Annotated in this window: 14 protein-coding genes; 9 read left to right on the forward strand and 5 right to left on the reverse strand. The window is 44.6% G+C overall.

The window, feature by feature from the left end:
• Nucleotides 1–2 precede the first annotated feature (2 nt).
• From BW716_RS00305 to BW716_RS00315, 3 genes are read left to right on the forward strand one after another with little or no spacing between them, the layout of a single operon-like run.
• Nucleotides 3–821, forward strand: coding sequence for a hypothetical protein (locus tag BW716_RS00305; protein ID WP_083720100.1), 819 nt, complete (start codon nt 3–5; stop codon nt 819–821).
• Between the two features lie 11 nt (nt 822–832).
• Complete coding sequence (locus BW716_RS00310; RefSeq protein ID WP_083720101.1) at nt 833–1,204, forward strand: GntR family transcriptional regulator; 372 nt, start codon at nt 833–835, stop codon at nt 1,202–1,204.
• Nucleotides 1,205–1,219: 15 nt separating this feature from the next.
• The gene (locus BW716_RS00315; RefSeq protein WP_083720102.1) at nt 1,220–1,906 is read left to right on the forward strand and encodes a hypothetical protein; all 687 of its coding nucleotides are present in this window, start codon (nt 1,220–1,222) and stop codon (nt 1,904–1,906) included.
• 218 nt (nt 1,907–2,124) lie between these two features.
• On the opposite strand, the gene BW716_RS00320 is transcribed toward BW716_RS00315, so the two are convergent.
• From BW716_RS00320 to deoC, 3 genes are read right to left on the reverse strand one after another with little or no spacing between them, the layout of a single operon-like run.
• Nucleotides 2,125–3,300: a M20 family metallopeptidase gene (locus tag BW716_RS00320; RefSeq protein ID WP_083720103.1), complete on the reverse strand. Its 1,176-nt coding sequence runs from the start codon at nt 3,298–3,300 to the stop codon at nt 2,125–2,127.
• Complete coding sequence (locus tag BW716_RS00325) at nt 3,284–3,730, reverse strand: SPOR domain-containing protein (RefSeq protein WP_083720104.1); 447 nt, start codon at nt 3,728–3,730, stop codon at nt 3,284–3,286. The genes BW716_RS00320 and BW716_RS00325 overlap by 17 nt, the downstream gene beginning before the upstream one ends.
• A gap of 29 nt (nt 3,731–3,759) precedes the next feature.
• Nucleotides 3,760–4,452, reverse strand: a complete 693-nt coding sequence (gene deoC, locus BW716_RS00330; RefSeq protein ID WP_083720105.1) for a deoxyribose-phosphate aldolase — start codon at nt 4,450–4,452, stop codon at nt 3,760–3,762.
• Nucleotides 4,453–4,636: 184 nt separating this feature from the next.
• Here deoC and BW716_RS36020 point away from each other — a divergent pair, with 184 nt between their 5' ends.
• Both BW716_RS36020 and BW716_RS00340 read left to right on the forward strand, forming a co-directional pair.
• The gene (locus BW716_RS36020; protein ID WP_143708668.1) at nt 4,637–4,849 is read left to right on the forward strand and encodes a hypothetical protein; all 213 of its coding nucleotides are present in this window, start codon (nt 4,637–4,639) and stop codon (nt 4,847–4,849) included.
• Nucleotides 4,842–5,471: a hypothetical protein gene (locus tag BW716_RS00340; RefSeq protein WP_083720107.1), complete on the forward strand. Its 630-nt coding sequence runs from the start codon at nt 4,842–4,844 to the stop codon at nt 5,469–5,471. The genes BW716_RS36020 and BW716_RS00340 overlap by 8 nt, the downstream gene beginning before the upstream one ends.
• Nucleotides 5,472–5,539: 68 nt before the next feature.
• On the opposite strand, the gene secA is transcribed toward BW716_RS00340, so the two are convergent.
• Together secA and BW716_RS00350 are read right to left on the reverse strand one after the other, a co-directional pair.
• The gene (gene secA, locus BW716_RS00345) at nt 5,540–8,884 is read right to left on the reverse strand and encodes a preprotein translocase subunit SecA (protein ID WP_083720108.1); all 3,345 of its coding nucleotides are present in this window, start codon (nt 8,882–8,884) and stop codon (nt 5,540–5,542) included.
• Nucleotides 8,885–9,101: 217 nt separating this feature from the next.
• The gene (locus tag BW716_RS00350; protein ID WP_083720109.1) at nt 9,102–9,725 is read right to left on the reverse strand and encodes a DUF4253 domain-containing protein; all 624 of its coding nucleotides are present in this window, start codon (nt 9,723–9,725) and stop codon (nt 9,102–9,104) included.
• Between the two features lie 625 nt (nt 9,726–10,350).
• Here BW716_RS00350 and BW716_RS00355 point away from each other — a divergent pair.
• The 4 genes from BW716_RS00355 (at nt 10,351) to BW716_RS00370 (ending at nt 13,957) form a co-directional block, all read left to right on the forward strand.
• A complete protein-coding gene (locus tag BW716_RS00355) occupies nt 10,351–11,514 on the forward strand; it encodes a Gfo/Idh/MocA family protein (RefSeq protein WP_083720110.1) in 1,164 nt (387 codons plus the stop codon).
• A gap of 6 nt (nt 11,515–11,520) precedes the next feature.
• Nucleotides 11,521–12,576, forward strand: coding sequence for a sugar phosphate isomerase/epimerase (locus BW716_RS00360; RefSeq protein WP_083720111.1), 1,056 nt, complete (start codon nt 11,521–11,523; stop codon nt 12,574–12,576).
• Nucleotides 12,577–12,680: 104 nt separating this feature from the next.
• On the forward strand, nt 12,681–13,094 hold the full coding sequence (locus tag BW716_RS00365; protein ID WP_083720336.1) for a c-type cytochrome: 414 nt from the start codon (nt 12,681–12,683) through the stop codon (nt 13,092–13,094).
• A gap of 158 nt (nt 13,095–13,252) precedes the next feature.
• The gene (locus BW716_RS00370; RefSeq protein ID WP_083720112.1) at nt 13,253–13,957 is read left to right on the forward strand and encodes a DUF1080 domain-containing protein; all 705 of its coding nucleotides are present in this window, start codon (nt 13,253–13,255) and stop codon (nt 13,955–13,957) included.
• The last annotated feature ends 5 nt before the right edge of the window (nt 13,958–13,962 follow it).

Raw genomic sequence — 13,962 nt, forward strand, 5'->3', positions numbered from 1 at the left:
TTATGCAAACGAGCAATGTATTTCATGCACCGAGGTTTGGTGCATATTTTAAAAAGCATATTGTTGATAATCTGCGGTTGTACCTGATGTCGTTGGTGGTGTTGGTAGGTGTATTGGTGGCGATAGGTGTAATCAGTATTTTGACCAACAACAGAGAGACTGTAAGGGTTTCCTTTATTTATCCTTTTTATGCCATTCTGTTGTTTGGCGCAGGTTTGATCTTTACCGGGTTTTCATTTATTCAGTTAGGCGACAAACCAAAAGGTATCGATTATCTGTTGTTGCCTGCTTCGCATTTTGAAAAATTCCTCACTACGTTATTGATTACGACAGCAGGGTTTTTACTGGTATATCACATTGCATTTGGAACAGCCACTTTCATAGGTGCAGGTTTAGTGTCTTTAAGCAGAGATACGCACGTCATGGATCCCAGTATGCCTGATGACTTCCGCAATGACATGACGCAACTTTACCACTGGTGGTTTATGGGCCAGGCAATCATTTTGTTGGGATCTGTTTACTTCCCTAAGTACAGTATTATAAAAACCCTATTTGCAGTATTCATTTTTATCCTGGTTATTGGATTGGTAAATGCGGCATTTATGAACATATTGTTCTATGGTCATTTAATGCATTGGGCAGCATCAGCGCCATTCTTTGGGGTTGGAATTTCTGAACATCCTCATGTGGAAGAATATCGATCCATCTTTTTGGAGTCGCCACATTGGATGCGGGAGACGCTGTACTTTATGTGGCGGTTTATATTGCCTCCGGTCTTGTGGGTATTGGCATATTTCAGGTTAAAAGATAAGGAAATTTAAAATTTCAACTCATGGAATTTAAAGAATCACAGGCTATATATCTGCAGATTGCGGATCATATATGCGAACAGATCTTGTTGGAAAAGTGGAAAGCAGAGGACCGGCTGCCATCCGTGAGGGAACTTGCAGTGCAAACGGAAGTCAACCCAAATACGGTGATGCGGACCTGTGAATATTTGCAGCAATATGAGATCATCTATAATAAAAGAGGGATTGGCTATTTCGTAGCGTCGGATGCGATGAAGCGGATTAAACAGCTGAAGAAGGAACGGTTCATGGAGAATGAGCTGCCGCAGTTCTTTCGGAATATCTACTTGCTGGATATAGAGCTGGATGAGCTGAAGACGCATTATGAGAAGTATAAGCGTTCACATTTCAGGTAATTAAATTTTACAAAAATGAAGACCAGTATAAAATTGTTACTCTTTTTTGTTGGCATCGTATTGTTGTTGGTGCTGGCGTCAGATGTGGTATTATGGGCATATTTTAAGAAGGGGATAAATGGGGATGGAACGGTTTTAAGATTCCCGAAAAAGGGAGATAATGTCGAGGTAGCAAAGATGACTGTTTTACGTCCGTTCAAGGCGATTGTGATCAATGAAGATAATGTACGGATCATGTATGATACAGAAAATCGTATAGGGAATTTGGGAGGGGAGAGTGAAGTGCCTTCAAACTATTATAAACAGGTAGGAGATACTTTATACATCCTGCCAGGTGAGGGGAATGGGATCTCAGTGTATTGTAAGGCTGTTACATATATCAGGTTAGCAAAAGACAGTTTGCATGTGGAAATTGTCACTTTAAAACAGCCATTACTGGAAGTAACGGGATTGGATGATTGTTATGTGGAAATGTCGGGGTTGGAAATTGAAAATTTCACCTATAAAGGAGGGAAAAATAATAAAATATTGACGCGTGAACTGGGCAATTTTGATACGATGAATGTGCAGTTGGGTTGGTATGGGAGTGTTGAACTGCAGGATGTGACTGTGAGGAATTTCAGTGTTAAAGCGGATAGTATGCGGGCATTGAGATTGGATGAGATTGGGTTGTCACAGCTAACGCAGTTTAAGAGGAATTAGAGTGTAAAAGAAATTAGAGTGTTGGCGAAGATTAAGGGAATTAGAGGTGAGTGAAGTTTGAAAAAATTAAGATTTAATAATCGATTTTGATATAAGCAAAACTATGTAAAAAGAGCCCGCTATTGAGCGGGCTCTCTATATTTTTAGATCTGTGTGGCTAAGTAGGCCAATTTTAGATTTGTGCAGCTTTGGATTTGTGTAGTGAGATAGATCCTCTTTTATAGCTGCGTAGCAAGATAAGCCATAGCACCGATGCCGGTTTCAATCGCACGTTCATCGATATCAAATGTAGGTGTATGTACACCTGATGTGATACCTTTTGCCACATTTCCTGTACCCAATCTAAAGAAGCAGGCGGGAATAATCTGGCTATAAAATGCGAAGTCTTCAGCACCCATTCTCACTTCGGTATCCTGTACATTTTCCTGTCCGAGATACTCTTCCGCCTTTGTTCTGGCGCGGCTGGTTACTTCCTCATTGTTATACAGGCAGGGATAACCTACCAGTATATCAATTTCAATCTCTGCACCCATGGCATGGGCCAGTTCAGTCGCCTGTTTTTTGATGATCTCATGGGCTTTAAAGCGCCAGGTTTCGTCCATCGCTCTGAATGTACCCATCAGTTTTACTTCGCTGGGGATCACGTTGGTCGTATATCCACCATTGAATGCACAGATACTGAGTACGGAAGGAGAGAAAGGATTATTGTTCCGGCTGATCACCTGTTGTAAGCTTACAACGAGATGTGATGCCACGAGAATGGTATCAGTAGTCAGGTGAGGTTGGGCCGCGTGACCGCCTTTGCCTTTGATAGTGATATAGATCTCATCGGCACTGGCCATATACTGACCTGCACGGAAACCCAGTAAACCAGCTTCCATAGAAGGTTGTACGTGCATACCGATGATGGCATCGGGACGTGGGTTTTCCAGTGCGCCATCTTTGATCATGAGACTTGCGCCACCCGGGTGTTTTTCTTCACCAGGCTGGAACAGGATTTTGATGGTGCCTTCAAACTCATCTTTCAGCTCCTGCAGGATGCGGGTAGCACCGAGCACGCAGGTAGTATGTACATCATGACCACAGGCATGCATGATACCGGAGTTCAATGACTTATAAGGTACATCGTTCGCTTCTTTGATGGGGAGGGCATCGATATCGGCACGGAGTGCGATGGTCTTTTTGGAAGGGTTTTTCCCTTCGATGATGGCCACGATACCGGTACCGGCTATACCGGCAGTATATTTCACACCGAATGCATCCAGTTGTTGCTGAATGTACTTTGACGTTTCAAATTCCTGGAAGGACAGTTCGGGATGAGCGTGAATATGTCTTCTGATAGCAATGAACTCAGGCGCGTATTGGTGCGCGAGTTCCTTAATACGATTCTTCATTCCCTGCCTCTTTCTCTGGTTGTAGATTAATGGTGGCAGGCACTACGAATACACCGCCTGTGAAGCTGGATGACAATTTATCTCTCAGGTCCGCAGCTTCATCCCTGTTTTTGAAATCACCTATGCGTACTTTGAAGTAAGGTGCCTGGTAGTCCAGGTAAGTACGGTAATCAGGGTAGAGTTGCATCACCTTCGCTTTTATCTCGGTCGCTTCGTTTCTCTTGTTGGTAGAGATGACCTGTACCCTGAAACCTGGTTGGTTACGGATAGCGAGGGTATTGATATAGATCTGTTTTTTGATCAGCAGGTCGAGCCGGCTGTCTTTTACCACTTTCACGCCGCCGGTATTGGCAGCGGTGAGGGTATTGTCCTGAGCGGAAGCGAGGGTTCCGATCAGTAACCCGGATAATAATATGATTATGTGTTTCATGTTCAGTCGTTTAGAGGATTGGGGTATGGTTAATAAGCACCGGTGGTGCCGGTAGTCGCCTCCCCTTTAGCCTCTTTCATGAGAGCCACGCCGCTGGAAGTACCCAATCTGGTGGCGCCGGCAGCGATGAGCTCCTGGGCGAAGGCAAATGTACGAACTCCACCTGAAGCTTTTATCTGAATATTTTGTGGCAGATGTGCCCGCATCAGTTGTACGGCTTCGACGGAGGCGCCTTTTTCGGCGTATCCGGTGGATGTTTTGACATAGTCAACGCCGTATTTCGCATAGATCTCACAGCATTTTATGATCTCTTCTTCCAATAATATGCCACTTTCTATGATGACTTTCAGGATGACTTTATGTTGTTGGCTGCGGATGACTGCCATGATGTTGTTGATTTCTTTTTCGATATAGTCCCAGTCTTTGTTACGGATGGCGAGGAGGTTGGCGACCATGTCGATTTCGTCGGCGCCGTCAACGATGGCGAGGACGAGTTCGGCGAGTTTGGCTTCGATGGCCGAGTAGCCGAAGGGGAAGCCGATCACGGTGGCTACTTTGGTGGTGGTGCTGCTGGTGAAGGTTTTGGCAAGTTTTACGAAGGGGGGAGGGACGCATACTGCGGCGAAGTCGTATTCAACGGCTTCCATGCAGAGGTTTTTGATGTCTTCGAGGGTGGTGGTAGGTTTAAGGACCGTGTGGTCGATGTATTTGTTCAGCTGCATAGCGAGTGGTTTTCGGGTGCGAAGGTAGGGAAAATTGTAGGATTGTCAGGAATGAACGGGAATGGTTAAGGTGAGAAAAGGTTTATGCAGAATGAACAAAAATGGATCGTGGAAAGCTAGGCTGGGAGAGGGGAAGGGGGTAAATTTGTGGGGTAAATTATTGTTCATTATTAAAACAGAAAGTATGATTAACATTTTTTCGCAAGAGTACCAATTGGAAAAAGCCCGGGAGACGGCAAGAAATGCATTGGAAAGAGCTAAGAAGGCCACCCGGGAGGAAAATATCCGTTACCTGATGGAGATGGGTATCTGTGATGAAAACGGGCAGTACACGCCTGAGTATGAAGATTTTCAATATTTAAAATGGGATCAATTAAATCAGTGTTTTTATGTATGATAACAGGCATCATTTAATTCTGGGTTTCCATGGATGCGATGAGGAAACCTGCCAGCGATTGGTGAATGATCCCAGAGAGTTCCATTTTAATAAAAATTCCTATGATTGGTTAGGGAATGGTATGTATTTCTGGGAGAATAATTTAGAAAGAGCCGGTCAGTGGGCGCTTGAAAAACAAAAGCAAGGAAAAATCAGAAAAGCGGCAGTGTTAGGTGCACTTATTCATCCAGGCAATTGTTGTGATTTTCTGAATTCAAAATATACGGAGCAATTAGCAGCGTATTATGTGAATTTGAGTAAAAGATTAGATAATATGCCACATAATGAAGACGTTAAATCTGATCCACATAAGGATAAACTGCTTCGAAAATTAGATTGTGCAGTAATTGAACAAATGCACAGAGAAATGAGTATTGAACAGGAGATAGAACGCCGGAAATATGGATTTGTAACAAGAGACACTTACGACACCGTTCGCTGTGCTTTTCTTGAAGGTGCTCCTGCTTTTCCCGGTGCTGCTATAAAACTCAAGAACCATATCCAGATCTGCGTTCGTAACCCAAATAGTATCCTCGCCTTCTTCCGTCCCCGCCTCAAACCCTCCTCTATTCTAGCTGCGTAATCCTTTGTATATAAAAAACAAAGGGTGCCTCAGCTGAGACACCCTTTACTATTTTCATCCGGCAAGGACTACAAATCCTTCCCATGACATTGCTTAAACTTCTTACCACTTCCACAAGGACAAGGATCATTCCTTCCCACCTTAGGTCCCACCTTCACAGGATCCTGTTTCATCGGCTCTGCATTCGTAGCATACTCCTGCGCCTCATGACCATTGGTAGTTTCAAAATCCTGATGTGTCGCCTTCAGCTTACTCATATCAGTCTTCTGCTCACGTGCCTCCCTGATTGGCGGAGGTGCCTGCTGGCGCTGTTGCTGTTGTGCACGACCACCATCATCCTGCACAGGAATACCGCATTTACAAAGGAAAGATACAATCTCTTTACTTGTCTCAGCAGTCACCTCTTTAAACAGGTTAAACGCTTCGAACTTATAAATCAACAGTGGATCTTTCTGTTCCCACACTGCACTCTGTACGGATTGTTTCAGGTCATCCATCGCACGCAGGTGCTCTTTCCAGGCATCATCGATCAATGACAGGGTGATGTTACGTTCCAGTGAGTTGATCGTTTCATACCCATTGGTATCTACGACCTTCTGCAGGTTCGCCATTACATTCACACCTCTCTTCACGAAATCAGTAAATGGAATGGAGATATTCTCAACATGGTGGCCCTGTTCTTCATGGATCTGTTTGATCACAGGCAGTGTATTCTGTGCGATCTCCTGTACTTTGCGCTGGTAGTTTTCTTTCGCAGCGTGGTACAGTTTAGATGCCAGTTGGTTTACATCACCTTTCGTCAGCTCTTCCTGCGTTACATCGATATCGATCGCGAAGTTGAGGATGATATCCAGTTTCAGTGCTTCCAGGTCGCCGGTATCTTTATGAGTCGTTGCAAGGTTTTCAGCTACATCATAGAATGCATTGTCTACATCGATAGCCAGACGCTCACCAAACAAGGCGTGATTACGCTTCGCATAGATCACAGTACGTTGTTTGTTCATCACGTCATCATATTCCAACAGACGCTTACGGATACCGAAGTTATTTTCTTCTACTTTTTTCTGTGCTCTTTCGATAGAACGGGTGATCATGCTATGCTGAATCACTTCGCCTTCTTTATAACCCATACGGTCCATCAGACCAGCGATACGGTCAGAACCGAACATACGCATCAGGTCATCTTCCAGAGATACAAAGAACTGTGAAGTACCCGGATCTCCCTGACGACCGGCACGACCACGTAACTGACGGTCTACACGACGGCTTTCATGGCGTTCAGTACCGATGATAGCCAGACCACCTGCATCTTTCACACCGGGGCCGAGCTTGATATCCGTACCACGACCTGCCATGTTGGTAGCGATGGTCACAGCACCTTTCAGACCAGCTTCTGCTACGATTTGTGCTTCACGGGCGTGTTGTTTTGCGTTCAATACATTGTGTGGCACTTTATCGAAGGTGAGCATCTTACTCAGTAACTCGGATACTTCTACGGAGGTAGTACCTACCAGTACAGGGCGTCCTTCGTTCTGCAGTTTCTTTACTTCTTCGATGACTGCTCTGTATTTATCGCGTTTGGTTTTGTATACCAGATCCTCATTATCCTTACGGGTAATAGGGAGGTTAGTTGGAATGGTAACAACATCCAGTTTGTAGATTTCCCAGAACTCACCTGCTTCTGTCACCGCTGTACCGGTCATACCAGCCAGTTTGTGATACATACGGAAGTAGTTCTGCAGGGTAACGGTAGCGAATGTTTGCGTAGCAGCTTCCACTTTTACGTTTTCTTTCGCTTCGATTGCCTGGTGCAGACCGTCAGAATAACGGCGGCCATCCAGGATACGACCTGTTTGTTCATCTACGATCTTCACTTTTCCATCCATTACTACATACTCCACATCTTTATCGAAGAGGGTGTATGCTTTCAGTAATTGCTGTACGGAGTGGATACGATCAGATTTCTGTGCGAAGTCCTGCAGCAGGGCTTCTTTACGATGTAATTTCTCATCAGCTGTCAGTTCCAGCTTTTCGAGATCAGCGATCTCAGAGCCGACATCGGGCATGATGAAGAAGTTTGGATCTTCACCGGATTGAGTGATCAGGTGAATACCTTTATCTGTCAGATCTACAGTGTTGTTCTTTTCGTCGATGCTGAAGTACAGTTCTTCATCTACCTTCGGCATTTCGCGCTGTTGGTCGGCGATGTAGTAGTTTTCAGCTTTCTGTAATAATACTTTGATACCTGGTTCGCTCAGATATTTGATCAGCGAGCTGCTTTTAGGCAAACCGCGCCATGCACGCATCAGGGCCAGACCACCTGTTTTAGGATCGTCTTTACCTTCAGCAATCAGTTTCTTTGCTTCGAGCAGGTACTGGGAAGTAGCTGCGCGTTGTGCATCGATCAGACGTTGGATGCGGGGTCTCAGTGCATGGAACTCCTGGTCGTCACCACGGGGAACCGGACCAGAGATGATGAGTGGGGTACGGGCGTCATCCACCAATACGCTATCCACCTCATCCACCATGGCAAAGTGGTGCTTACGTTGCACCATTTCGTCTGGTGTATGCACCATGTTGTCACGCAGGTAGTCAAAACCAAATTCGTTGTTAGTACCATAGGTAAGGTCAGCCAGGTAGGCGGCACGACGATCAGCAGTGTTTGGCTGGTGCTTGTCGATACAATCTACGGTGATATCCAGGAATTCGAAGATAGGACCATTCCACTCAGAGTCACGACGAGCGAGGTAGTCGTTCACCGTTACGATGTGAACACCTTCGCCAGCCAATGCATTCAGATAAGCAGGCAGGGTAGATACGAGGGTTTTACCTTCACCCGTAGCCATTTCGGAGATCTTACCTTCATGGAGCACGATACCACCTATGAGCTGTACGTCATAATGAACCATGTTCCAGGTTACCTGGCTACCAGCGGCAGTCCAGGTATTCTTCCACGTCACTTTGTCACCTTCAATGGTCAGGTAATCCTTTCTTACTGCCAGGTCCCGGTCCAGCGGAGTGGCGGTAGCAGTAATAGTAGGATTGTTGGTGAAGAGATATGCAGTTGCTTTTACCACCGCAAATGCTTCAGGCAAAATTTCCTTCAGTATTTCTTCGATTTGTTTATCTCTGTCTTTCTTCAGCTTATCCACTTCCTGATAGATGGTATCCTTAGCGGTTACTTCTTCAGTCTGTTCAGCCTCAGTCTGTTTCTCGGCAATTACTCCGTCAATCTTCGACAAATGGGCTTTGATCCGTTGGCGAAAATCCTGCGTTTTGTTACGCAGCTGGTCTACAGGCAGGGATTGCAGTTTTTCATACTCCTCGTTGATCCTTTTCACTAAAGGCATGATCGTGTTGATGTCTCTCTCCGATTTATGCCCGCCAAAAAGTTTTGTTAAAAAACCTAACATGTCTAGTTTATTACGAATGATTGTTAAAATAGTTGTAGGGCCATAGGATACCTATGTTCCATTTCTGTTTCCTTACCCAAATATTATGCTTGGAAAGCAACCGGTGACAAGGTGTCAGCTATCCGGGTTTCGCGCAAGGCCCGTAAAATTAGGAATTATTTGCACATAGTGAAGCTGTAATGCCGTAGGATGACAGTTAAACCAGAAAAAATAAATTTTAATCCCACCAGAGGTACAAAGTCTTTGTGTCTTTCAGCTCCTGGACGAGATCTTCCACGTTTCCAATCCCTTCCTCTGCTATATCCGGGCAAAAATTATGTATTTCCCTGGCAAAGGCTTCGAGGTCTGCGGGTGGAATATGCTCTATTCTGGCTTCAAACCAGTCGTTGCCTGCGCCAAGAATCTCCAGGGAGTATCGGTTATGCCAGTCGTGCAGTCTGAACAATAAGCTGTCATTGGAGATGTCATAATTAGGAGCAGCCGTGGATTTTAACCGGATAATGTCAAACTGATCATTGGATTTGATCACGGCATATTGATCAGGAAGGTTCCCATAATTTTCTTCAGATTTAAAGAGAAGATAACCGGCAGACCTTAGTTTTTTGCGGATCTGCTCGTACTTCTCTGGCTTTGGGTTATACTCAAACTCTATCCCTGCATCTTCTCCAAGGGAATGTAATGGTACCGTAGTGAGTGTCCGGATGGCGGAAATAGCGCTCCGGTCAAAATGCAGGGAATCCGCCAAAACACGATCCTGTTCACTGATAGGTACCTCTTTCCCAAAGTTGGTGCAGGAAAAAAGGAGGGTGACAGCCGCAAAGGATAAAAGAACCTTGCTCATAGGTATTATTATAATAGTTCTCAATGTACAAAAATGAGTATAACCAGACAACCCTGGATCGAAATTGCATTATTAAAATGATTGATAATCAATGTTTTAAGCAAATAATTGACCTGGTTGCTGTACTCAAAAACATATTTTATACCACCATATAATCAATTCCTTCATCTATATCGTTCTGGTTTCAATTAGGATAAGCCGTAAAAAGTACACTTTAAAAAAAAGATATTATTAACGACCGTTTAACACCTTCATTTGTTACAACAGTCTACCTTTACATTATTAGGGTTTTCATAGGATAGTAAAACAAGAGCCGGATAGTCTTATCAGGCTCTTTATTTTTATATAAACATTTGTTTGTTAATTAATTCTATACTTCCTGCTCATATTTTTCTTTCATTTTTACTATAATACTTTTATAATACAAGTAGACTATTGAGTCAATAAAAATTCTCCTATTTCAGGCGATTAAGAAATTTCATATAGAAATTTCCCCGGAGTTTTCTACATTTAAAAGCTGTGAAGCAACGACGTTATGAGATAATATCACGTGCACAAATCCCCCGTTTCATGCTGCGGGAAGAGAAAAACAAAACCTATCATAAAGAACAAAAAGTATTTGCCAATGAACCGTAAGTTAAGAATGGGAATGATTGGGGGCGGTAAGAATGCCTTCATCGGTGCTATTCATAGAATTGCAGCGAACATGGATGGACTGATTGAATTGAAAGCAGGTGCTTTCAGCTCTGACCCGGAGCTTTCTAAAGCCTCTGGCGAAATGTTGTTCCTCCACCCTGACAGGACCTATCCTGACTATAAGACGATGCTGGAGGCAGAAGCGAACAAACCGGCTGATGAAAAACTGGATTTTATTGCCATTGTTACGCCCAATCACGTGCACTTTGAACCAGCTATGCTCGCGCTGGAAAAAGGTTTCCATGTAGCCATCGACAAACCCATCACATTTACCCTCGAAGAAGCCAAACAACTGAAAGCAAAGGTGGAAGCTACCGGCCTCTCCCTACTACTCACCCACACTTATACTGGTTACCCAATGGTAAAGCAGGCGAAGCAAATGGTGAAAAACGGTGTATTTGGCAAGATCAGAAAGGTCTATGTTGAATATCCACAGGGTTGGCTCAGCACTTTCTCTGAAAAAGATAGTAAAGGCGCTGCCTGGCGTACAGACCCCAGCCGCTCTGGTAAAGCAGGTTGTATGGGCGATATCGGTACCCACGCTGCCAATCTGGCCGAGTATATCAGTGGGTTGAAAATAGACAAACTGTGTGCAGATCTCAATATCGTAGTTCCCGGTCGTGCACTGGATGACGACGGTGGTGTGCTGCTGAAATTCGATAATGGTGCTTCTGGTGTGCTCATTGCCTCTCAGGTAGCGGCTGGTGAAGAAAACAATCTCACCATCCGGGTATATGGTGAAAAAGGCGGCATCGAATGGTCACAGATGGAACCCAATACCCTGCTGGTAAAATGGCTGGATAAACCTACTGAAATTTATCGCGCCGGTAATAACTATGGTGTCCTGCAAAGTAGTTATGCCATCCACAATACCCGCACTCCCGGCGGCCATCCGGAAGGTTATCTCGAAGCCTTTGGCAACCTGTATCGCAACTTCGCACTCACGCTGCAGGCTAAATTAAATGGTGAAACACCTGCCCCTGAAGCACTCGATTTCCCGGGTGTGGATGATGGCGTAAGAGGCATGGCCTTCATTGAGAACGTCGTGAAATCAGGACAGAGCAACGAAAAATGGACAAAATTTGAAATCTGATCTATTATGAAAACTATCAAAGGACCCGGTATATTTCTGGCGCAGTTCCTGGGTGACACTGCCCCTTTCAATTCATTGGAGAGCATCTGTAAATGGGCGGCAGGCTTAGGTTTTAAAGGCGTGCAGATCCCTACTTCCGATCCAAATATCTTCGATCTGCAAAAGGCTGCTGAAAGCAAAACTTATGCTGATGATATCAAAGGATTAGTGCAATCCACCGGTTTGGAAATCACTGAACTCTCCACTCACCTGCAGGGACAACTGGTAGCTGTGCATCCTGCATTCAGCGATCTGTTCGATGCATTTGCGCCTGCTGATAAAAGAGGTAAACCTGCTGCACGTACCGAATGGGCGGTGCAGCAACTGAAATATGCTGCAAAAGCAAGTCGTAACCTGGGCCTCGATGCGCATGCTACTTTCAGTGGTGCATTGCTCTGGCATACAGTGTATCCATGGCCACAGCGCCCTGCTGGACTTGTAGAAACCGGGTTTAAAGAACTGGCGAACCGTTGGTTGCCGATCCTCAATGAATTTGAAGAGAATGGTGTAGACCTCTGTTATGAAATTCACCCGGGTGAAGATCTGCATGATGGCGCTACTTACGAACGTTTCCTGGAAGCGACCGGCAATCATAAACGTGCCTGCCTGCTGTACGATCCAAGTCATTTTGTATTACAATGTCTTGACTACCTGGAATATATCGACATCTATCATGAGAAGATCAAAATGTTCCATGTAAAAGATGCAGAATTCAATCCTACCGGCCGTTCCGGTGTATATGGCGGTTACCAGGGTTGGGTAGATCGTCCGGGTAGATTCCGTTCTCTGGGTGATGGCCAGGTTGATTTTAAAGCCGTGTTTAGTAAGCTCACGCAATATGATTTTTCAGGTTGGGCGGTGATGGAATGGGAGTGCTGCCTGAAGCATCCGGAAGAAGGTGCGAAAGAAGGTGCACCGTTCATCAAAGATCATATTATTCGTGTGACAGAAAAGGCGTTCGACGATTTTGCCAGTGCAGGCGCGGACGAAAGTCTGAACAGAAAGGTACTCGGTCTGGAATAAGGTGCTTTTCATCATAATTATCGTATTTAAATTATAAGGTTGCTTATATTACACAATCTGTATTTGTCATAATCTGAAATAGGACTTATAAAATGGAATCTAAAATGAGAATGCGTTATCTGGCACCATTCGTATTAAGTGCATTTTTCTTAGCCTCATGTGGTGGCAGCGGTAACAGCAGCGAAAAGAAAGACACATCAACAAGCAGCAGCGAAGCGCCTGTTGATAACTCAATGGTAAAGCAAGGTGCGGCGGAAGCAGCAGCTTCGAAAGGCGCGGGTCTGATTGCACAGTCGGACTGTCTGACATGCCACAAAGTAGATATGAAAGTGGTAGGCCCTGCTTACAAAGAAGTAGCTGCCAAATATGAAGCCTCTGAGGCAAACATCGAAATGCTGGCTGACAAAATCATCTCTGGTGGTAGTGGTCATTGGGGCGAAATTCCTATGCAGGCACACCCTAATGTATCGAAAGACGACGCCAAAGAAATGGTGAAATACATTCTGGCTTTAAAGTAGTCAAATAATTATCCGTAGCGGATTATGGATGCAATAATTTACGGGTCTCAACTATGTCATTCTGTGGGTGAACTGCGGAACCATTGTATAGCACGTATATTGATTCTTTCGTAATCCGCTTTGCTAAAATTCCAAACCCAAACAAATCCATTAATCATATGAAATTGCTCATTCCCGTTTTGGCGCTCAGTCTCTCGTCGGCCGCTGTTTTCGCGCAACAACCCAACACTTTAACTGCAAAAGAACAAAAGGACGGCTGGAAATTATTATTTGATGGCAAAACGACTACAGGCTGGCACTCTTATCTGCAATCCACTGCTACTGACAGGTGGAAGGTAACTGATGGCGCATTTGTACTCGATACTGCTGTGAAGAAAGGTGGTGGCGACCTCGTTACTAACGATGAATATGAAAACTACGATTTTACCTACGAATGGAAGATCTCTGAAGGTGGCAACAGTGGCCTGATCTTCAGCGTTCATGAAGATCCAAAATACGGTGCTACTTATCTGACAGGTGCTGAAATGCAGGTGCTGGACGATGCCCGTCATCCGGATGGAAAATATCCTAAACATAATTCCGGCGATCTGTATGATTTGAAAAAATCAACAAAGGACGCCGCAAAACCAGTAGGAGAGTGGAACAAAGCACGCATCCTGAAAAAGGACGGTCATCTCACCTTCTGGCTCAATGGCACCAAAACCATTGAAACCACTATTGGCAGCGATGAATGGAAGGAGCTGTTAGCGAATAGTAAGTTTAAAACCTGGGAAGGTTTTATGAAATATGCGAAAGGTCACATCGCCCTGCAGGATCATGGCAATGTAGTGAGCTACCGCAGTCTCAAGATCAAAACACTCTAATGAAT

This window comes from [Flexibacter] sp. ATCC 35208, assembly GCF_001975825.1.
Lineage (GTDB): Bacteria > Bacteroidota > Bacteroidia > Chitinophagales > Chitinophagaceae > Chitinophaga.

Bases quoted from the DNA above. Each gene is read 5' to 3' on its own strand.
- BW716_RS00325 (WP_083720104.1), bottom strand. From the start codon at position 3,730: ATGAAACACATAATCATATTATTATCCGGGTTACTGATCGGAACCCTC.
- BW716_RS00350 (WP_083720109.1), bottom strand. From the start codon at position 9,725: ATGAGCAAGGTTCTTTTATCCTTTGCGGCTGTCACCCTCCTTTTTTCC.
- BW716_RS00355 (WP_083720110.1), top strand. From the start codon at position 10,351: ATGAACCGTAAGTTAAGAATGGGAATGATTGGGGGCGGTAAGAATGCC.
- BW716_RS00340 (WP_083720107.1), top strand. From the start codon at position 4,842: ATGTATGATAACAGGCATCATTTAATTCTGGGTTTCCATGGATGCGAT.
- deoC (WP_083720105.1), bottom strand. From the start codon at position 4,452: ATGCAGCTGAACAAATACATCGACCACACGGTCCTTAAACCTACCACC.
- secA (WP_083720108.1), bottom strand. From the start codon at position 8,884: ATGTTAGGTTTTTTAACAAAACTTTTTGGCGGGCATAAATCGGAGAGA.
- BW716_RS00310 (WP_083720101.1), top strand. From the start codon at position 833: ATGGAATTTAAAGAATCACAGGCTATATATCTGCAGATTGCGGATCAT.
- BW716_RS00305 (WP_083720100.1), top strand. From the start codon at position 3: ATGCAAACGAGCAATGTATTTCATGCACCGAGGTTTGGTGCATATTTT.
- BW716_RS36020 (WP_143708668.1), top strand. From the start codon at position 4,637: ATGATTAACATTTTTTCGCAAGAGTACCAATTGGAAAAAGCCCGGGAG.
- BW716_RS00370 (WP_083720112.1), top strand. From the start codon at position 13,253: ATGAAATTGCTCATTCCCGTTTTGGCGCTCAGTCTCTCGTCGGCCGCT.
- BW716_RS00360 (WP_083720111.1), top strand. From the start codon at position 11,521: ATGAAAACTATCAAAGGACCCGGTATATTTCTGGCGCAGTTCCTGGGT.
- BW716_RS00365 (WP_083720336.1), top strand. From the start codon at position 12,681: ATGAGAATGCGTTATCTGGCACCATTCGTATTAAGTGCATTTTTCTTA.
- BW716_RS00315 (WP_083720102.1), top strand. From the start codon at position 1,220: ATGAAGACCAGTATAAAATTGTTACTCTTTTTTGTTGGCATCGTATTG.
- BW716_RS00320 (WP_083720103.1), bottom strand. From the start codon at position 3,300: ATGAAGAATCGTATTAAGGAACTCGCGCACCAATACGCGCCTGAGTTC.